20 protein-coding genes are annotated in these 18,487 nt (G+C 67.4%); 12 read left to right on the top strand and 8 right to left on the bottom strand.

Annotated elements, in window-relative coordinates; translation table 11 throughout:
• On the top strand, nucleotides 1–398 hold a 398-nt coding region (locus IEY58_RS20230; RefSeq protein WP_189049086.1), incomplete at its 5' end, for an integrase core domain-containing protein.
• Here IEY58_RS20230 and IEY58_RS20225 read toward each other — a convergent pair.
• Entirely contained in the window at nucleotides 395–1,567 is a 1,173-nt protein-coding gene (locus IEY58_RS20225) for a Gfo/Idh/MocA family oxidoreductase (protein ID WP_189049084.1), read from the bottom strand. The genes IEY58_RS20230 and IEY58_RS20225 overlap by 4 nt on opposite strands.
• An 11-nt stretch (nucleotides 1,568–1,578) precedes the next feature.
• Entirely contained in the window at nucleotides 1,579–2,550 is a 972-nt protein-coding gene (locus IEY58_RS20220; protein WP_189049082.1) for a PDR/VanB family oxidoreductase, read from the bottom strand.
• Nucleotides 2,551–2,822: 272 nt separating this feature from the next.
• On the opposite strand from IEY58_RS20220, the gene IEY58_RS20215 reads away from it, so the two are divergent.
• The 8 genes from IEY58_RS20215 to IEY58_RS20180 all read left to right on the top strand — a co-directional run bounded on the left by IEY58_RS20215 (nucleotide 2,823) and on the right by IEY58_RS20180 (nucleotide 10,764).
• The gene (locus IEY58_RS20215) at nucleotides 2,823–4,163 is read left to right on the top strand and encodes a Rieske 2Fe-2S domain-containing protein (RefSeq protein ID WP_189049080.1); all 1,341 of its coding nucleotides are present in this window, start codon (nucleotides 2,823–2,825) and stop codon (nucleotides 4,161–4,163) included.
• Nucleotides 4,164–4,308: 145 nt separating this feature from the next.
• Nucleotides 4,309–5,469: an ABC transporter substrate-binding protein gene (locus IEY58_RS20210; protein WP_189049078.1), complete on the top strand. Its 1,161-nt coding sequence runs from the start codon at nucleotides 4,309–4,311 to the stop codon at nucleotides 5,467–5,469.
• Between the two features lie 58 nt (nucleotides 5,470–5,527).
• Nucleotides 5,528–7,438 carry an ABC transporter permease gene (locus tag IEY58_RS20205; protein ID WP_189049076.1) on the top strand — a complete coding sequence of 637 codons (1,911 nt, stop codon included), beginning with the start codon at nucleotides 5,528–5,530 and terminating at the stop codon, nucleotides 7,436–7,438.
• Nucleotides 7,435–8,253, top strand: coding sequence for an ABC transporter ATP-binding protein (locus IEY58_RS20200; protein ID WP_189049074.1), 819 nt, complete (start codon nucleotides 7,435–7,437; stop codon nucleotides 8,251–8,253). Before IEY58_RS20205 ends, IEY58_RS20200 begins: the two co-directional genes overlap by 4 nt.
• A complete protein-coding gene (locus IEY58_RS20195; RefSeq protein ID WP_229743838.1) occupies nucleotides 8,250–9,026 on the top strand; it encodes an ABC transporter ATP-binding protein in 777 nt (258 codons plus the stop codon). The genes IEY58_RS20200 and IEY58_RS20195 overlap by 4 nt, the downstream gene beginning before the upstream one ends.
• Nucleotides 9,023–9,550, top strand: coding sequence for a MarR family winged helix-turn-helix transcriptional regulator (locus IEY58_RS20190; protein ID WP_229743837.1), 528 nt, complete (start codon nucleotides 9,023–9,025; stop codon nucleotides 9,548–9,550). The genes IEY58_RS20195 and IEY58_RS20190 overlap by 4 nt, the downstream gene beginning before the upstream one ends.
• Nucleotides 9,547–9,738, top strand: a complete 192-nt coding sequence (locus tag IEY58_RS20185) for a hypothetical protein (protein ID WP_189049072.1) — start codon at nucleotides 9,547–9,549, stop codon at nucleotides 9,736–9,738. The genes IEY58_RS20190 and IEY58_RS20185 overlap by 4 nt, the downstream gene beginning before the upstream one ends.
• Before the next feature lie 30 nt (nucleotides 9,739–9,768).
• Nucleotides 9,769–10,764: an ABC transporter substrate-binding protein gene (locus tag IEY58_RS20180; RefSeq protein ID WP_189049070.1), complete on the top strand. Its 996-nt coding sequence runs from the start codon at nucleotides 9,769–9,771 to the stop codon at nucleotides 10,762–10,764.
• Nucleotides 10,765–10,776: 12 nt separating this feature from the next.
• Here IEY58_RS20180 and IEY58_RS20175 read toward each other — a convergent pair whose 3' ends face one another.
• The 5 genes from IEY58_RS20175 to IEY58_RS20155 are packed head-to-tail and all read right to left on the bottom strand — an operon-like array spanning nucleotide 10,777 to nucleotide 14,807.
• The gene (locus IEY58_RS20175; protein WP_189049068.1) at nucleotides 10,777–11,550 is read right to left on the bottom strand and encodes a LamB/YcsF family protein; all 774 of its coding nucleotides are present in this window, start codon (nucleotides 11,548–11,550) and stop codon (nucleotides 10,777–10,779) included.
• Nucleotides 11,551–11,607: 57 nt separating this feature from the next.
• Nucleotides 11,608–12,396: an SDR family NAD(P)-dependent oxidoreductase gene (locus tag IEY58_RS20170; RefSeq protein ID WP_189049066.1), complete on the bottom strand. Its 789-nt coding sequence runs from the start codon at nucleotides 12,394–12,396 to the stop codon at nucleotides 11,608–11,610.
• Nucleotides 12,397–12,431: 35 nt separating this feature from the next.
• Nucleotides 12,432–13,607, bottom strand: coding sequence for an NAD(P)/FAD-dependent oxidoreductase (locus IEY58_RS20165; RefSeq protein ID WP_189049064.1), 1,176 nt, complete (start codon nucleotides 13,605–13,607; stop codon nucleotides 12,432–12,434).
• A gap of 10 nt (nucleotides 13,608–13,617) precedes the next feature.
• On the bottom strand, nucleotides 13,618–14,238 hold the full coding sequence (locus tag IEY58_RS20160; RefSeq protein ID WP_229743836.1) for a thiamine pyrophosphate-dependent enzyme: 621 nt from the start codon (nucleotides 14,236–14,238) through the stop codon (nucleotides 13,618–13,620).
• 5 nt (nucleotides 14,239–14,243) lie between these two features.
• Nucleotides 14,244–14,807: a thiamine pyrophosphate-binding protein gene (locus tag IEY58_RS20155; RefSeq protein ID WP_189049062.1), complete on the bottom strand. Its 564-nt coding sequence runs from the start codon at nucleotides 14,805–14,807 to the stop codon at nucleotides 14,244–14,246.
• A 102-nt stretch (nucleotides 14,808–14,909) separates the two neighbouring features.
• On the opposite strand from IEY58_RS20155, the gene IEY58_RS20150 reads away from it, so the two are divergent.
• Entirely contained in the window at nucleotides 14,910–15,881 is a 972-nt protein-coding gene (locus IEY58_RS20150) for a LysR substrate-binding domain-containing protein (protein ID WP_189049060.1), read from the top strand.
• 42 nt (nucleotides 15,882–15,923) lie between these two features.
• On the opposite strand, the gene IEY58_RS20145 is transcribed toward IEY58_RS20150, so the two are convergent.
• Complete coding sequence (locus IEY58_RS20145; protein WP_189049058.1) at nucleotides 15,924–16,817, bottom strand: LysR family transcriptional regulator; 894 nt, start codon at nucleotides 16,815–16,817, stop codon at nucleotides 15,924–15,926.
• 119 nt (nucleotides 16,818–16,936) lie between these two features.
• Here IEY58_RS20145 and IEY58_RS20140 point away from each other — a divergent pair, with 119 nt between their 5' ends.
• Both IEY58_RS20140 and IEY58_RS20135 read left to right on the top strand, forming a co-directional pair.
• Nucleotides 16,937–17,929 carry an aldo/keto reductase gene (locus tag IEY58_RS20140; protein ID WP_189049056.1) on the top strand — a complete coding sequence of 331 codons (993 nt, stop codon included), beginning with the start codon at nucleotides 16,937–16,939 and terminating at the stop codon, nucleotides 17,927–17,929.
• A 116-nt stretch (nucleotides 17,930–18,045) separates the two neighbouring features.
• Nucleotides 18,046–18,483 carry a lysozyme inhibitor LprI family protein gene (locus IEY58_RS20135; RefSeq protein WP_189049054.1) on the top strand — a complete coding sequence of 146 codons (438 nt, stop codon included), beginning with the start codon at nucleotides 18,046–18,048 and terminating at the stop codon, nucleotides 18,481–18,483.
• Nucleotides 18,484–18,487: the final 4 nt, after the last annotated feature.

Genomic DNA, 18,487 nt, shown 5'->3' with positions numbered 1-18,487 from the left:
ACACCGAAGTCCTGCCCGACGAGAAGAAAGCCTCCGCCTGCGCCTTCATGACCCGGGCGCTCGACTGGTTCGCCCGGAACGGCGTCCGCGTCGAACGGGTCATGAGCGATAACGGCAGCGCCTATCGGAGCCGCGACTTCCGCGACCTGCTCGCCCGAGCCGGGCTCCGGCATGTCCGCACCCGGCCCTATACGCCACGCACCAATGGCAAGGCCGAACGCTTCATCCAGACAAGCTTGCGCGAACGGGCCTATGCCGAACCCTACCAGTCGTCCCGCGAACGGACCGAGGCCATGCCAGGCTGGATCGATGCCTACAACCTCACCCGACCACACTCAGCCCACAAAGGCATCCCGCCCTTCACCAGGCTGAACAACCTGCTTGGAAACGACATCTAGATCCGAACCTCGCGTTCTTCGGCGGCCGAGCGCAGGAGGGCCAGGCACACCTCGACGGTCGCCATGCCCCAGCGCCCGGAATGGAGCGGCGGCCGGCCGTCGCGCACGGCAGCGACCAACTCGTCGATGACCTCGCGGCGCGGCACGTCCGGCGCCGGGAGGGGCTCGAACCGCTTCTCGTCGTCGCCGTAGATCTCGACGCCGTTCGGCATCGGGCGGAGCGCGCCGCGCTCGCACGCGACGAGGACGAAGCCGAAATGATTATAGGCGACCGGCGGCGTCTGAGCGCGCGCCGTCGCCGCCGTCACGGTCGTGCCGTAGGCGCGCTTGTCCTTGAGCGCCGCCTCCTCGGCGGCCATCTTGACGGTGCGGAGCACCCGGCGGGCGCTGCCATGCCCGTCTGGATCGCGCACCTGGCCCATTTCGCCGATCCAGCTGCTGAGCGCGTCCGTGTCGAAATGGCCGTAGCCGTTGTAGGTCAGCGAAGCCGCAGCGCCATTTGCGAAGGTCAAGAACGCGGTATAGGCGCCTTCGGTCGGTCGCTCGGAATCCCAGATGCCGGTGACGGCCCTGACCGACCTGACCTCGCTACCGGCCAAGAGCCGGACCAGCTCCACCTGGTGCGGCGCCTGGCTGAACACGGCACCGCCGCCTTCCGCGGTCACGAGTTCCTCGGGCCGGCGCGGTCGATAGAGATAGTCCGTGCAATTAAGCGCGCTAATCATGCGCACGGCGCCGAACTCGCCGCTTTCGATGAGCGCGCGGGTCGTCAGATACGGTTGGTCGAAGCTGTGGCTGTGCCCGACCATCAGGTGGACGCCGGCGGCGTCGGCCGACGCGATCATCGCGCGGCAATCCTCGAGCCGGAGCGCCATCGGTTTTTCGACCAGCACATGCTTGCCGGCCCGGGCGGCGATCTGCACGTGGTCGACGTGGAACTGGTGCGGCGAGGCGAGATAGATCGCCTCGACCTCGGGATCGTCGCAGAGCGCCTGGACCGTGTCGTGGGCGCGCCCGCCGAAATCATGCACGAAGCAGTCGCGGGCGACCGCTCGCGGATCGGCACAGGCGACGAGCCTGACCGCGGGATGGCGCACGAAGGTCGGCAGCATCAGGGTGAAGGCGCGGCCGAGGCCGACGACGCCCAGACGCAAAGGCTGTTCCGTCATGGATCTCTCCTCTACCGGTCGATCTCGATCGTGCCCCGCCCGCGCGAGATGCAGATCATGATGGCGCTGCCGCGCTCGTGGTCTTCGAGCACAAGGTCGCGATGGTCGACGTCGCCGCCGACGAGCGCCGTCCGGCAGGTGCCGCAGGTGCCGCTTTCGCACGAGCTGGGCGCGTCCACGCCATGCTCGCGCAGGATCTCAAGAATGGTCGAGCCGACGGGCACCTCGAAGCTGCGGCCTGATTGAGCGAGCTCGACCGTGAAGGGCTCGTCGTCGGCCCGGGGGCGTACGAGGTCTGAGCCGAAATCCTCGAAATGGACGGCGTGCATCGGCCAGTGGCCGGTCATGTCGCGCACGGCATCCATGAGCGGCCGAGGGCCGCAGCAATAGATATGCGCCTTCGACGGTTCCTCGAACGCCGGCCAGAGGTCGAACGCGTTCGCCGGGTCGCCGTTGTCGTGATGAATGGTGATCGTGCGTCCGGGACCCGCCATGGCGCGAGCCTCGGCCAGGAACGCGGTGCCCTCCGCCGATCGGGTCAGGTAATAGAGCTCGAACGGCTTGTCGGTCGTCGCGATCAGAAAGCGGATCATCGACAGGATCGGCGTGATGCCGATGCCGCCGGCTACGAACAGGTAGCTGGGCGCGGTCAGGTCGAGCTCGAACAAATTGTCCGGCTCCCCGGCGTCGATCAGGTCGCCGGGGCGCATCTTGTCGATCAGGCTGATCGATCCGCCCCGCCCGCCGCTCTCGCGCTTCACGGCGATGACATAGCGGTCGCGCTCGTTCGCGTCGTTGCAGATCGAATAGTTCCGGAAATGGCCGTTGGGCACCCGGACATTGAGATGCGCGCCCGGTGTGAACGCGGGCAGCGGGCCGCCGTCCGGGGCGCGCAGCTCGAACAGGTGAATGCCGTCCGCAACGGGCTCTGCCCGTGCTACCCGCAGCGTGTGGCGCACGCGCCCTCCCAATTCCTCTTCCATGGCGATCCTCGGTCGATGGCCTCACTGGCCTCGCCATATACTTAGCTATCATATATATTTTTGGCAAGCGTGTCGGCCGAAAACCTCGCCATCACCTCCGATATGGGCGCCATATTGCGCCTTTAAGGGAGATTTGCTCACAACTTAGGCGAAAAATAACTCAAAAATGCCAACGGTCTGATTTTTTGCTTGTCAAATTTACTTAGGCACAATAGGTGTTGATCGACGGTCGCGAACCGAGCGGGTGCGGCCTTCGGATAGGGAAACGAGCCATGCTGACAGCCGAGGAAAACGAGATCCTGACGCGCGTGGAGGGGGCGGCCCCCATGGGCGCCCTGATGCGCCGCCACTGGGTTCCGGCGCTGCTCTCGGAGCAGGTGGCGGTGCCGGACGGTGATCCGGTCCGGGTGCGACTGTTCGGCGAGGACCTGGTCGCGTTCCGCGACACGAAAGGGCGGCTCGGCCTGATCGGCGAGTTCTGCGCGCATCGCAAGGTGTCGCTCGCGTTCGGCCGCAACGAGGATTGCGGGCTGCGCTGCCTCTATCACGGCTGGAAATTCGACGTGGACGGCAACGTCCTCGAAATGCCGTCGGAGCCGCGCGAGAGCGGCCTCGCCACCAAGGTCCAGCACAAGGCCTATCCGGTGCGCGAGGCGGGCGGCTTCGTCTGGGCCTATATGGGGCCGCCGGATCAGATGCCGGCGTTCGAGGCGCCGCCCTGGGCGCCGACCGAGGCGGCCAAGGTGTCGATCGCGCGCTGGGACCTGCCGTGCAACTGGGCCCAGATCACCGAGGGCCAGATCGACTCGGCCCATAGTTCGACGTTGCATTCCTCGGACATGCGGCCGGCCCGCGTCGGCACGGCGGAGGCCAAGGAGACGCATTGGCTACGCCCCTCGACGGACAAGCAGCCGCGCATCCAGGTCCAGGTGACGAACTACGGCATGCGCTACGCGGCCGTCCGCCGCCCGATCATGAATGCCGGGACCCATGATTACGTCCGCATCACGACGTTCGTCGCCCCATTCACGTCGCTGATCCCGCCCAACAGCTCCTATAATCTCGCGAGCGTCATCGTCCCGAAGGACGACGGGAACTCCTACTTCCACTTCATCGCCTGGACCGAAGACGGCAGCGGCATCGGGCAGGACGCTTGGCGCAAGTTCTGCGTCGCGGAGGTCGGCGTCGACGTCGACAAGGATTTCAAGCCGATCCTGCGGCACGCCGCGAACAACTATCTGCAGGACCGCGTGGCGATGTGCGGCGAGGGCAACTTCACCGGCTTCCCCGGGATCCCGAACCAGGACATCCCGATGTGGGAGTCGATGGGGCGCATCTCGGACCGGACGAACGAGCGGCTCGGCGCCAGCGACATCGCGATCATCCAGTTCCGGCGCATCATGCTGGATGCGGTCGCCCGCTTCGTAGCCGGCGCGGTACCGATCGGCCTCGGCGCGCCGCATCTGCCGCAGGGCAAGCTCCGGTCATACCAGGGCGTCGTCTCGAAGCAGGAGAACTGGCGGCTGCTCGGCGCCTCGGACGAGGAACGCGCCTATCTCACCGGCATGGAAGAAAGCGACGAAGACCGGGCGATGGCGTCGGCCGCCGGCTGAGCCCTCGACCGCAAGCAGTTCGAGAACAATCGCCGGCGACGACCGGCTTTCGGGAGGAAGGCACATGGGGAATGGAACACGCGCGGCTGGTTCGAGAGCAACCCGGCGGGTCTCCCGTTTGCGGGTCTCTGGGCGCCGGGTGGCAATGGGCGCCGCGATCACGGCACTGCTCGCGGGTGCCGTCGCCATGCCGGCGCCGGCGGCCGAGCCGTTCGACATCCCCGTGGTGCTGCCGCTGACTGGTCCCGCGTCCTTCCTGGGCCTGGCCGAGCAGAAGTCGCTCACCCGTGCGGAAGCCGTGCTCAGCGAGGACGGCGGCATCGCCGGGCGGCCGGTGCATTTCGTGTTCTATGACGACCAGTCGAGCGCCCAGACGGCGGTTCAGCTCGGGACCCAGATCGTGGCGACGAAGCCGCCCGTCATGCTGGGCTCGGCCGTGGTCGGCATGTGCAACGCCATGGCGCCGCTGATGGCGCGGGGGCCGGTCATGTACTGCCTGTCGCCTGGTCTTTATCCGAAGCCCGGCACCTTCGTGTTCAGCTCGAGCAATGCGACCGCCGACCTGCTCTCGGCCCAGATCCGCTTCTTCCGGCTGAGCGGCCTCAAGAAGATCGCCGCGATCACGAGCACGGACGCGTCCGGCCAGGACGCGGCCCGGCAGATCAAGACGATCTTGGCTCAGCCGGAAAACAAGGACATGCAGCTCGCGGCCGACACAACCTTCAATCCGACCGACGTGAGTGCCGCGGCCCAGATGCAGCGCCTGAAGAGCGCCGATCCCCAGGCGGTCATCGCCTGGTCGACCGGTGCCGCCATCGGCACCGTGTTCAAGGCGATCATCGACGCCGGCCTCGATGTGCCGATTGCCACCACCGACGGCAACATGACCTACGCCCAGATGGCGCAGTTCAAGGATATCCTGCCGAAGACGCTCTATATCCCGTCCCCCGAGTGGCCGGCGAGCGACCGCCCGGTGCCGCCGGAAGTGGCGTCCGCCAAGGCGGCGTTCTTCAAGGCGTTCCAAGGCGCCGACGCGCAGCCGGACGCGGCCTACAGCTTCGCCTGGGATCCGGCGGTGCTCGTCGTCTCGGCCCTGAAGAAGCTCGGACCCACGGCGACGGCGGCCCAGGTCCAGGAATATCTCGCCAATCTCAAGGGCTTCGCCGGCATCAACGGCGTCTACGACTTCTCGAAAATCCCGCAGCGCGGGCTCGATGATTCGAACGTCGTCGTCACTGAATGGCAGAAAGACAAGGGCACCTGGCAGATCGTGAGCCAGCCCCAGGGGCTTCCGCTCACCCAATAGGCCCGTACTCGTCGTCCGCCGCATCGCCGTTGGAGGGGCCCCCCTTGGAGGAGCTTACGTGATCGATTTTCTGCAGATCCTCATCGGGGGCCTGGTCGTTGGTGCCACCTATGCCCTGATCGCGGTCGGCTTCTCGCTCGTCTACCAGGTCACCGGCGTCATCAACCTTGCACAAGGGGCGGCTTGCGTGCTCGCAGCGCTCCTCGCTTGGTCGTTGGAGACGCAAGCCGGGCTGTCGGCCGCAGCGGCGGCCCCGCTGGCGATGGTCGCGGCGACGCTGCTCGGCACGGGGCTGGGGACCGTCACGTTCGTGCCTGGCCTCTCGCGCCTCTCCAATGCCAACATGCTCATGCTGACGGCGGGGCTGCTGACGCTCGCCGAAGGCCTGTTCCTGCTGATCTGGGGCAGTCAGCCCTACGCCCTCGCGTCGTTTTCCGGCGATCGCCCGCTCTCATTCGCCGGCCTGCTGATCCCGCCGCAGGGCCTGTGGATCCTCGGTACGACGGTCGTCGTCATCGCAGCCCTCTGGTATCTGCTCGCGCGCACCGTGATCGGCCAGGCACTCCGCGCCTGTGCCGAGAACCCGATGGCGGCGCGGCTCATGGGCATCGACGTCAAGCGCATGGCGATCCTGAGCTTCGGGTTGGCCAGCGCCATCGGCGCCGTCGCCGGCGTCGTGGTGGCGCCGACGACCTCGCTCGAGTTCGATTCCGGTCGCTTGCTGACCTTCTACGGCTTCATCGCGGTTGCGATCGGCGGCATCGGCTCGTTCCCGGGCGCTGTCGCCGGCGGGCTGCTGCTGGGCATCCTGCAGCAACTGACCACGGCCTATGTTTCCTCGCTGTTCAGCAGTGCCATCGCGCTCGCCCTCTTGTTGGTCGTGCTGGTGCTGAAGCCGAGCGGCCTGGTCAAGACCAGCGTGCAGCGACGGCAGGATGTGCGGGACACGGCCCGGATCACGAGCCACATCATTAGCCTGGCGCCCGGCTATGCCCGGATCGGCGGCATCGCCGTGGCGCTGCTGGTCCTGGCGCTGCCATATCTCATCACGGCACCCGCCATGCTCTCGGGGCTGGTGATCGCCGGCATCCTGTTCATCGCGCTTATCGGCCTCGACCTGGTCATGGGCTATGCCGGCCAGGTCAATCTCGGCCAGGCGGGCTTCATGGCGGTCGGCGGCTACGTGAGCGGCTATCTCGTCACGCAATATGACGGCATCCCGCCGCTGCTCGCGATGCTGGCCGGCATCGCCGCGGCCGTCGCGATTGCGGTTGGGCTGGCACTCGTGACCATGCGGCTGCGCGGCCTCTATCTGGCGCTCGCGACCTTGTCGTTCGGCCTGCTGGTCGACGCCTTCACCGTGGGCTTGGTTGATTACACTGGCGGCCCGTCCGGCCTGGTCGGCATCCCGTCCTTCGCGATCGGCAGCTACAGCTTCGACACGCCCGGCCAGATGTATTACCTCGTCGCGGCGATCGACATCGCGCTGGTCGTGCTGTTCTGGGGTGCCATGCGCACCGATTTCGGCCGGGCGCTGAAGGCGATCCGCGGCGACCAGATGGCGTCCGAGGCCCTGGGCGTCAACGTCAAGGCCTTGAAGCTGCTGACGCTCTCGATCAGTGCCGCCTTGGCCGCCCTCGCCGGTGCGCTCTACGCCTTCTTCTTCCACTTCCTGTCGCCCGAGATGGTCGGCACGCAGCAATCGCTGTCGCTCGTCGCCATGCTCGTGCTGGGCGGCGAGGGCACGCTGGTCGGCCCCGTCCTCGGCAGCGTCATCCTGACCATGCTGCCGACCGTCTTCCAGCCGCTCGCGATCTACAAGACCTTCGCGAGCGGCCTCCTCCTGGTGCTGTGCTTCCTGTTCCTGCCACAGGGCCTGTTCGGCCTGCTGGTCCGGTCGCTGCCCGCCAGGACCGCCCCGCCGGTGCCGGCCAGCCAGCATCGGCTCAGCAAGGAGGCGACGCGATGAGCGCTCTGCCGCAAGCCCCGGCGCCAGAGGTGGCACTCTGCGCCCAGGGGCTCAACCGCTCTTTCGGCGGCCTCAAGGCGACCTCGGACGTCTCGTTCGACGTCGCCGCCGGCAGCATCACCGCGCTGATCGGGCCGAACGGCGCCGGCAAGACGACGCTCTTCAACCTGATCACCAACATCTTCCCGCCGCACAGCGGCACGGTCAGCTATTTCGGCACGAGCCTCGCCGGCTGGTCGCCGAATCGGATCGCCGCCGCCGGCCTCATCCGCACGTTCCAGTCGGCGCGTGTATTCCCCGGCATGACAGCCTTGGAGAACATCCTGGTCGGCCGGCATCGCCTCAACAAGGCGACGATCCTCGGCCAGATGTTGCGCACGCCGTTCGCCCGTGGCGAGGAGCAGGCGCGCGTCCGGCGCGCCGAGGAGCTCCTGGATCTGATCGGCCTTGCGGCCGAGCGCGACACGAACGCGATGGAGCTGCCGATGGGCTCGCAGAAGCTGCTCGACGTCGCACGGGCGCTCATGGCGCGCCCGCGCGTGCTGCTGCTCGACGAGCCGGCGGCGGGCTTGAATGACAGCGAGACGGCGGAGCTCTCCGACCTGCTGCTGGCGATCCGGGCGAGCGGCATCACGGTACTGATCGTCGAGCACAATATGTCGCTGGTCATGAACGTGGCGGACCAGGTGATCGTGCTCGAAGCGGGCAAGCTCATCGCCCACGGCACGCCCGCTGCCGTCCAGGCCGACGAGCGCGTCATCACCGCCTACCTCGGCGCCGCCGAGGCAAGCCCGGATGAAGGGACCGCGTCATGATGTTGGAACTCGAAGGCCTTTCGGCCGGCTATGGCGCCGATGCGGTGCTGCATGATGTCGATATCCAACTGAACCCGGGCGAGATCGTGACGCTGATCGGCGCCAACGGCGCCGGCAAGTCGACGCTGGTCAACGCCATCTCGGGCCTCATCCGGCCGTTCTCAGGCCAGATCCGCTTCGAAGGCCAGCGCATCGAGCAGCTGGCGCCGGCGGCACGCCTCAGGCTCGGCATCGCCCATGTGCCCGAAGGCCGGCACACGTTCGCCGGCATGACGGTCGCCGAGAACCTGCGACTGGGCGCGTTCCTCGATGGTGGCGCCGATTGGATGGCGCGCGCCCGCAAGCTGTTCCGCTATTTCCCGGTGCTCGAAGAGCGCTTCGGGGCCACGGCCGGCAATTTCTCGGGCGGGCAGCAGCAGATGCTGGCGATCGCGCGCGGCCTCATGTCCGAGCCCAAGCTCTTGATGCTCGACGAGCCGTCGCTGGGCTTATCGCCCCTGCTGGTGAGCGAGATCTTCAAGCTCGTCCGCCGCCTGCGTGATGAGGGGCTCACCATCCTGCTCGTCGAGCAGAATGCGCGTCAGGCTTTGCAGATCGCCGACCGCGGCTATGTGATCGAGAACGGCCGGGTCACCCTCTCGGGCACGGCTGAGGCCCTCATCCGCTCGAAGGATATTTCGGAGCGCTATCTTGGCATCGGCGCCCGGAATTCTGCTACCGATCACGCGACGGCCCAACGAGCGGAGCGGCTAGCACAGTGTCTCAACCCATGAAACCCCTGACCCCCGACAATGACGGCGCGTCCGACGCGATGCCCGAGCTGCCGCTCGACCGCAGCGTCGGCTATCAGATCCGCCGGACCCATCGCATGGTCCAGCGCGCGCTGCAGATCCGCATCGAGGCCCATGGGGTAACGCTCGGCATGTGGTACTTCCTGCGGGCGCTCTGGGACGAGGACGGGCTGACACAGCGCGAGCTCTCCGCGCGCGTCGGCACCATGGAGCCGACGACCATGTCGGCCATTGCGCTCATGGAGCGCAGCGGCTTCGTCCGGCGGTCGCGCAACGCGGAGGACCGCCGCAAGGTCAATATCTATCTGACCGACCGGGGCCGGGCGCTCGAAAAGGAGCTGCTGCCCTCCGGCATCGCGGTCGTCGACATCGCGACCAGGACCTTCACGCCGCGCGAGATCCAGATGTTCCTGAGCCTGCTCTCCGAGATTCAGAAGAATCTGCGCGAGGACCTGGAAAAGCACAGCCATCTCAATGGTCAAGACGATTTGGGAGACGGAGCATGATGATCCGGATCGAGCCGGTGCTGGATGAGACGAGCGCCCGCTATTTCCTCGAGATCTACAATCCGGCCGACGCTACTGAGCCGTTCATCACGACCGTTCCGCGCTACGCGAGCCCGGCGGCGGCCGAGCAGGACGTGCTCGCGATCCTGGCGGCGGCCGCCAGCACGGCCGGCACCGAGACGCACTGAACGCCCAAGCCAACCATTGGAGCAGCAAACGTGACGACGAAACTCAAGCTTTCGATCGCGACCGGCAATTACGATCGCACGCGCCCGCTCGTCGACGGCGAGGTGCCGATCGACGGCGTCGATCCGATCTTCATGCTGCTCTCGCCCGAGGAGATGTTCTTCCGCTCGTTCCGCGACCGGGCGTTCGACGTGAGCGAACTGTCGCTCTCGAGCTTCGCGGTCAAGACGGCGGCCGGCACCAACCCCTATGTCGGCGTGCCGGTCTTTCCGTCGCGCGCCTTCCGCCATACGTCGATCTGCATCCGCACGGACCGGGGCATCAAGCGGCCGGAGGACCTGCGGGGCCGGCGCATCGGCACGCCCGAGTACCAGCTGACCGCCTGCGTCTGGGCGCGGGCGCTGCTCGAGGAGGAGTATGGCGTCGCCCCGTCCGACGTGACCTGGGTGCGCGGCGGTCTCGAGGAGACGGGGCGGTCGGAAAAGATCGCGGTGCAATTGCCGCCCGAGATCCGGATCGAGCCGGCGCCCGCCGACCGGACGCTCGCCCAGATGCTGAAGGACGGCGACATCGACGCGATCGTGGCGCCGAGAGCCCCGTCCTGCTTCGAGCAGTGGGACCCGAACATCGGCTGGCTCTGGCCCGACCCGCAGGCGGCGGCAAGCCAATATTTCGAGAAGACCCGGATCTTCCCGATCATGCACCTGATCGGCATCCGCAAGGAACTGGTGGACGAGCATCCCTGGCTGCCCATAGCCGTCTACAAGGCCTTCTCCAAGGCCAAGACCCGCGCGCTCGAGCTCCTGGTCGATACGTCCGCGACCAAGGTCACGCTGCCGTTCGTCGACGAGCTGCTGCGCGCGACCCGGCGCCTGATGGGCGAGGATTTCTGGCCCTACGGCGTCGAGCCCAACCGCCATGTGCTCGACCGGTTCCTGGGATATCACTACGACCAGGGCCTGTCGCCCCGCCGCCTCACGGTCGAGGAGCTGTTCCATCCCTCGACCCTGGCGACGTTCAAGATCTGAAGCCCTGCTGTATCAGCTCGCCCCGTTCAGGAACGGCTTGAGGACGAAGCCTTTCGACGTCAGCGCCTCGCGGATGAAGCGTGCCATGGCGACGGCGCCGGGGCTGTCGCCATGGACGCAGATCGAATGCGCCGCGAGCGCGATGGGCGGGCCGTCGAGCGTCGGCATCAAGCCGGTCGTGAGAAATTCGATGAGTCGTGCCGCCGCACTCTCCGGCCGTTCGATCATGGCGCCCGGCCGGCTGCGCGGCACGAGGCGGCCGGACGGCAGATAGGCGCGGTCCGCGAAAATCTCGCGATAGACCGGCGAGCCGCGCTGCCGGGCAGCAGCTTCAAGCTCGGTCCCGGAGATTGCGAGGATGGCGAGCTTGGCAGAGACGGCGGCGACGGCGCGCACGATCGCGTCGGCGATCGACCGGTCGTCGGCCGCGAGATTGCCGAGCGCGCCGTGCGGCTTCACGTAACGGACCTCGGTGCCGGCGAGGGCGGCCGCACCCATCAGCGCGCCGACCTGGGCCGCGACCAGGCATTCGACCTCGCCCGTGGTGCAGGGAATGACGCGCCGGCCGAAGCCCTCGCGGTCGCCGAAGCCCGGATGGGCGCCGGCCACGACGCCGCGATCATTGGCGAGGCTCAGCGTATCAAACATGGTGTGCGGATCGCCGGCATGGCCGCCGCAGGCGATGTTGGCGCTCGTCACCAGGTCGAGCATGGCGCCGTCGTCGCCCATGCGCCACGGGCCGTAGCCCTCGCCCAGATCGGAATTGAGGTCGATCGCCTGTGCCATCGCGCTACCCCACATGTGCTTCTGATGCCATTGCCGCCGAACCGCCGAACAAGGGACTCACCGCTTCTCGCCGTCTTCGACCGGGACCGTGTAGTTGAGGACGAGGCGGCCGCCGTCCGGGTAGATCGTCTGGCCGGTCATGTAGGAGGCGTCGTCGCTCGCCAGGAATGTGGCGGCGGACGCGATCTCGCTCGGCTCGCCGCAGCGGCCGATCGGCGTGCGCGACAGGACCGCATGACGCGCCTCGTCGGATGAGAAGATCGCCGTCTTTACCATCTCGGTCAGGATGGTGCCGGGCCCGATGCCGACGACGCGGATCTGGTGCGGCGCCAGGGCCACCGCCGCGACGGCGGTCAGCTGGTTCATGCCGCCCTTCGACATCGCATAGGTCGCGAGATTGGGGTTGGCGAGGAGCGCGTTGATCGACGACATGTTGATGATCACGCCGCCCTGGCCTTGCGCGATCATCTGCCGCGCCGCGGCCTGCGCGCCGAAGAACGCGCCCTTCAGGTTGACGCCGATGACGTCGTCGAAATCCTGCTCGGCGATGTCGAGGAAGTCCTGCTTGCGGGCGATGCCGGCGTTGTTGAGCATGATGTCGAGCCGGCCGAAGCGTTCGACGGCCGCGGTGACGGCGCGGCCGACCTCGGCGCGCCTGGTCACGTCCGTTTCGACCGCCAGCAGGCTGCTTGGCCGGTCGAGTTCCGTCGCAGTCTTGGCGAGATCGGCGCCGTCGATGTCGGCGATGACGACCTTGGCGCCTTCCTGAAGAAAGCGCTCGGCACAGGCGCGCCCGATGCCCCGCGCCGCGCCCGTGATGATCGCGACCTTGCCTGCCAACCTCATGTTCTGGGCCTCATGTTTGGTGTCCCCATCCTCGTTTAATAGATCACGGTCTCGGGCAGCGGCGTGCCCGCGCGAATCCGCCCGTAGCCGAGCGGCGTCAGATCGATCGTCTCGTACCGGCCCCGCAGGATCTGTTCCGCCACACCACGGCCCGTGGCGGGCGCATGCATCACGCCATGGCCGGAAAAGCCGGTCGCGAACAGCAGGTTGGGGATCTCGTCATGCGGGCCGACGATGCCGTTATGGTCGAGCGTATTCATCTCGTAGTGGCCGGCCCAGGCGCGCTGCACGCGCAGCTGCTCGAGCGCCGGCACGCGATGGGCGAGCGCCGGCCAGAGGTGTTCTTCGAGCAGATCGTAGTCCGGCTCGAAATCGCCGAAGGCGTCGGCATCGTCAGCCGCCGGCGGGGCGATACCGCAGATGAAGCCGTCGCCTTCCGGTCGGATCCAGGCGCCCGAGACGTCGAACAGCATCGGGACGTCGTGCCCGTCGAGCGGTGCCTTGATGGCGAACACCGTGCGCTTGCGCGGCGCGACCGGCAGCGGGATGCCTAGATCGCGCACGAACGCTGCCGAGAGCGGCCCTGCCGCGTTGACGCACCAATCCGCGGCAATGGCCTCGCTGCTGTCGAGCCGGACGCCCGCGACGCGGCCGTTGCGGAGGATGACGCCGCTCGCCGTTGCCTCGACATAGGCGACATCGCGCGCCCGTGCGGCGTTGCGGACGAGCTGCAGCAGCGACCAGGCGTCGAACCAGCCCTCGTGGCGCAAGCCGAAGGTCGCGAGCTCGATGTCGTCGGCCCGGAGCCAGGGGAAGCGCCGCCTGATCTCGTCGGGCCCAAGCATTGCGATCTCGGCACCCTCCGCCGTCTGTAGGCTTGCGCCGGTCCGGCGCGCTGCCACGTCTGCCACGGTGCCCAGGATGAGATAGCCGCGCTCGACGAAGCCGACATCCGCGTCGGGACCGAACCGCTGCTTGATGCCGCGCAGGAAGTCCGCGCCGAACAGGCTCATGCGCACATTGACCGGGCAGCCGAACTGGGTCCTGATCGACGCCGCGGAGAGTGCGGTCGACGAGGTGCGGTAGCTCGGATCGCGCTCGATGACCAGGATGCGGCCGGTGAAACCGAGTTCACGCAAGAAATACGCGATCGAACTGCCGACGATGGCGCCGCCGACGATGACCACGGTCCCCGATGTCGCATTGCCCATGCTTTTCGCCTTAGCGGACGGGAAAGCCCAGATGCGCGCGGAAGCGGTTCTTGACATGCACCGCGTCGCGCGGCGGCAGCGAGCGCGGCGGGTTCTCGGCCAAGACCTTGACGACGAACAGGCGCGGGCCATCCGCCGCGGCGCGCAAGGTGGCCGAGAAGCTCTCGACCTCGTCCATGGTGCGGAGCGTCGCCGCCTCGGCGAAGCCGCAGGCCCGGGCGACCCGTGCCAGATCGAGGCCGCGCCCGGTGTGGCTCGTCTGCATGCCGGTTTCGCCGTAGTGCTGGTTGTCGATCACCAGGACGTCGAGGTTGCGGGGCTTTGCGACCGCGATCGTGGCCAGGCTGCCGAAGGCCATGAGCTGCTCGCCGTCGCCGGTGATGACCAGCACGCGCTTCTCGGGCTGGGCCTGCGCCAAGCCGAGCCCGACCAGGGCGGCACCGCCCATGGCGCCCCAGAGATAGTAATTGTCGTCCCGGTCGCCGGCGGCGTGCACGTCGTAGCTGGGCGAGCCGAGGCCGGTGACGACCAGTGCGCCATGGCGGTGCTTGAGCAGCCTTGAGACGACGTCGCGCCGCGCCAAGGTGCCCGGATGGTTTGTGTGGGGGCGGTTCATGTCGAGATCGGTCATCGGGCTCACCACTTCTTCTTGCCGATGAGGCGCTGGCCGATCAGCACGGCGATCTGCTGGTCGGCTTCGTAGGCGAGGGCTGCGGCCGCTTCGACCGTTTCGACCAGATCTTCTACAGTATCGGCACGCATGACGCGGACGCCGACCGCCTCGAGCGCCGCCTGGGTGCCGCGCCCCATCGGCACCTGCCACGGGTTGAATTCCGCCCACTCGCCGCGCATGGTCACGAGCGTCAGCAGCGGGAAATGGCCCATGACCGGCAGCGAGAACATGTTGATGCAGTTGCCGACGCCGCTCGACTGCATCAGCAGGACAGCGCGCTGACCGCCGAGCCAGGCGCCGGCCGCGATGGCAACGCCTTCCTCCTCCGTGGTCAGCACGGTCGTCACGACCTCGGGGTCGGCCGAGAACAGCTCGATCAAGGTCGTGTGCCCGGCGTCGGGCACATACGCCATCTGGCGCACGTTCGCTGCCTTCAGCACGCGATAGAGCTCCGCCGGCCATTCGCTGGCGACCGCAGCGGCCGACGGTGCGCTGTCGTTCGCTGGGCCTGGAGGCGTGTTTGTCACTGCCGATCTCCGGAAACGATTTCTGGGTCCAGCATAGCCATCTCGGGCCGATCGTTCTTCGGCCCTTCTGCGTGAACAGCTATATCGTTATTCTATCGCTCCATGGAGCTCTCCCAGCTGCGCACGCTCATTCACGTGGCCGAGCTCGGCAGCCTCAGCAAGGCAGCCGATCGAATGCATATCGCGCAGCCGGCGCTCAGCCGCCAGATGCGCATGCTCGAGGAAGAGCTGGGCGTCCGGCTGTTCGACCGGCATGGCCGCGGCATGGTGCTCACCGACAAGGGCCGCGAGGTTCTGGCCCATGCGACCCGTGTCATGGCGGAACTGGAAGAGATCCGCGCGAGCGCGTCCGATGTGGCGGCACCGCTGACGGGCCAGGTCGCGATCGGCATGCCGCCGACCGTGGCCGACCTCATCTCCGTGCCGCTGGTCGCGGCCTTCGGCAAGGCGCACCCGCAGGCGGTCGTTCGCCTGGTCAGCGCCTATACCGGCTATCTGCTCGATTGGCTGCATCGCGGCGAGATCGATGTCGCGATCCTGTATGATCCGCGTCCCGCCCGCTCGTTGCGCTCGCAGCCGCTGCTGGTGGAGAACCTGTTTCTGATCGGCCCGCCCGAGGCCGGCTTCTCGACGGTCCGGACCCTGCCGTTCCGCGAGCTCGACGGCCGGCGCCTGCTGCTGCCGAGCACGCGGCACGGGCTCAGGACCATCGTCGAGAATTGTGCCGCGGAGGCCGGCATCACGCTCAATGTTGCGGTCGAGGCGGACTCGTACGCGACCCTGAAGGATTTGGTGCGGCACGGCCACGGCTGGACGGTTCTGCCGCTGGCGCCGATCCACGACAATATTGCGGCGGGCCGGCTGACGGGCGCCCCGCTGATCGATCCGGTGCCCGTTCGGCGCCTGGTCCTGTCATATCCGGCGGACCGCCCGGTGCCGCGCCTGGCCCGCTTTGCCGGCGAGGCGATCGGCACGATCTTCAGCGACTATGTCGAGCGGGGCATCTGGGTCGGCCAGCTGCTCTACGGCGGGCCGGGGAAGCCATCAACCGGAAGCCATCAGCTAATTGAATAGCTGGCCAAGAGGAGCCCCCGCGTCGGCAGCGTTGCTTGTCCTTCAGTCGCGGTAGCGCAGCGCCTCGACCAGGAGCGCGAAGGCCGGGGTCGGCTGCCGCCGGCTTGGGTAATAGAGGTGGTAGCCGGGAAAGGGCGGACACCAGTCGGCGAGCACGCGGACGAGCCGACCGTCCGCAATATGGGTCTGCACCTGGTCTTCGGGCAGGTAGGCGAGACCGCACCCGGCCAGCGCTGCTTCCAGCCGGAGCGAGATGCTATTGAACACCCATTGCCCCTCGACGCGCACCTTGAGCTCGCGCCCGCGCTTTTCGAATTCCCAGGCGTAGAGCCCGCCGTAGGTCGGCAGCCGGATATTGATGCAGTCATGAGCCATGAGGTCCTGCGGCGTCTTGGGCTTCGGCCGCGCGACGAAATAGGACGGCGATCCCACGACCGCCATGCGCATGTCCGGCGCGATGCGGACCGCGATCATGTCGCGCGCAACCTGCTCGCCGAGCCGCACGCCCGCGTCGTAGCGCTCCGCCACGATGTCGGTCAGGCCATAGTCGATGATCAGCTCGACCTTGATGTCCGGATAATGCGGCAGGAGCTTCGCGAGGGCGGGCCAGAGTACCGTCTCGGCCGCATGCCCGCCGGCCGTGAGGCGGATCGTGCCGGCCGGCTTCTCGCGCAGTTCGCTCAAGGCCGCGAGTTCGGCGTCGATCTCGTCGAACCGCGGGCCTACGGAGCGCAGCAGGCGCTCGCCCGCCTCGGTCGGAGCGACGCTGCGGGTCGTGCGGGTCAGGAGCCGAAGCCCCAGCCGCTCCTCAAGGCCGCGGATGGTGTGGCTCAGCGCCGACTGCGAAATGCCGAGCTGGGCTGCCGCCCGGGTGAAGCTGCGTTCCTTTGCGACCGCGAGGAAGGCCAGAAGATCGTTGAGGTTTTCTCGCGGCATTCATGAGCCCCACTCATAAGTTCATGCGGATTCTAGCCGCTAATCGTGCGTCGGTGGGGCGCCTAAATTCTGGCGGCAGCGATACCGGCGGGGTGCCGAGGCTCAAGATGGAGAGAAACATGCAGAAACGCACACTCGGCAACAGCGGCCTGGAGGTCTCGGCGATCGGGCTCGGCTGCATGGGCTTGAGCTTCGGCTACGGCCCGGCGGTCGACCACGAGCAGGGTATTGCGCTCATCCGCTCGGCCATCGAGCGTGGCGTCACCTTCTTCGATACCGCCGAGGTCTATGGCCCGTTCATGAACGAGGAGCTCGTGGGCGAAGCGCTCGCGCCCTTCAAAGGCGAGGTCGCGATCGCCACCAAGTTCGGCTTCAAGATCGATCCCGAGGGGGGCAGGCTGGGTGGGCTCGACAGCCGCCCGGCGCATATTCGCGAGGTCGCCGAGGCGTCGCTGAAGCGGCTCAAGATCGACACGATCGACCTGTTCTATCAGCATCGGGTCGATCCGGAGGTGCCGATCGAGGACGTGGCGGGCACGGTCAAGGAGCTGATCCGGGAGGGCAAGGTCAAGCACTTCGGCCTGTCGGAGGCCGGCGCGCAGACGATCCGCCGTGCGCACGCGGTCCAGCCGGTCACGGCGCTGCAGAGCGAATATTCGCTCTGGTGGCGCGAGCCCGAAGCCGAAATCCTGCCGACGCTCGAAGAGCTCGGCATCGGCTTCGTCCCGTTCAGCCCGTTGGGCAAGGGCTTCCTCACGGGCGCCATCAACGAGAACACGACGTTCGACAGCAGCGATTTCCGCAACATCGTGCCGCGCTTCAAGCCGGAGGCGCGCAAGGCAAACCAGACGCTGGTCGATCTGCTCGGCCAGATCGCGGCGCAGAAGCAGGCGACCTCGGCCCAGATCGCGCTCGCCTGGCTGCTCGCCCAGAAGCCCTGGATCGTGCCCATCCCCGGCACCACCAAGCTGCACCGGCTGGAGGAAAACGTCGGCGCGGCCGCGATCAGTCTCACGCCCGGCGAGCTTGGGGAGATCGAGAGCGCGGTCGCCAAGATCACGGTCGAAGGCGCCCGCTATCCGGAGCATCTGCAGAAGCTCGTCGGCCGCTGACCAGCCGGCGCCCGCTCCCTGAAGGTTTCGGATGAAACGCGCTCCTATCGAGGGGACATGATCCGGAAATTCGCGTCCATGACAGTTCTCGCGCCCCTTTCAAGGACGTGACTGTCATGGATGCGAATGAATACGCCCTCCCAATCGCGAAGCTTCGGTTTCTTCCCGTCTTGGCGCTCGCGCTGGCCTTCCGGCCGGTGCCGGCGCACGCGGCCGATTGCGCCAGCGCATCCGACCAGGCGACGATGAACGCGTGCGCCGCTCAGGCGTACAAGCAAGCCGATGCGGCCCTGAACGGCCTTTATCAGCAGGCTGAGCAGCGTCTTAAGAACGACAGCGAACAAATGAAGCGCTTGGTCGCTGCGGAACGGACCTGGATCGCCTTCCGCGACGCCGAGTGTAAATTCGTGGGTGCGCCCGCGAGCGGCGGCAGCGCGGACGGGACGGTGCTGGCGACCTGCCTCACGGCGCTCACCACGAAGCGATCGGCCGACCTCAAAGGCTTCCTCTCCTGCCCGGAAGGCGATCTCGCGTGTCCGTTGCCGCCCGAGTAGCGTC

The sequence above is a fragment of the Aliidongia dinghuensis genome, assembly GCF_014643535.1.
In the GTDB taxonomy this organism is placed as follows: Bacteria; Pseudomonadota; Alphaproteobacteria; order ATCC43930; family CGMCC-115725; genus Aliidongia; species Aliidongia dinghuensis.
This window is presented reverse-complemented; position numbering and strand designations above follow the sequence as displayed.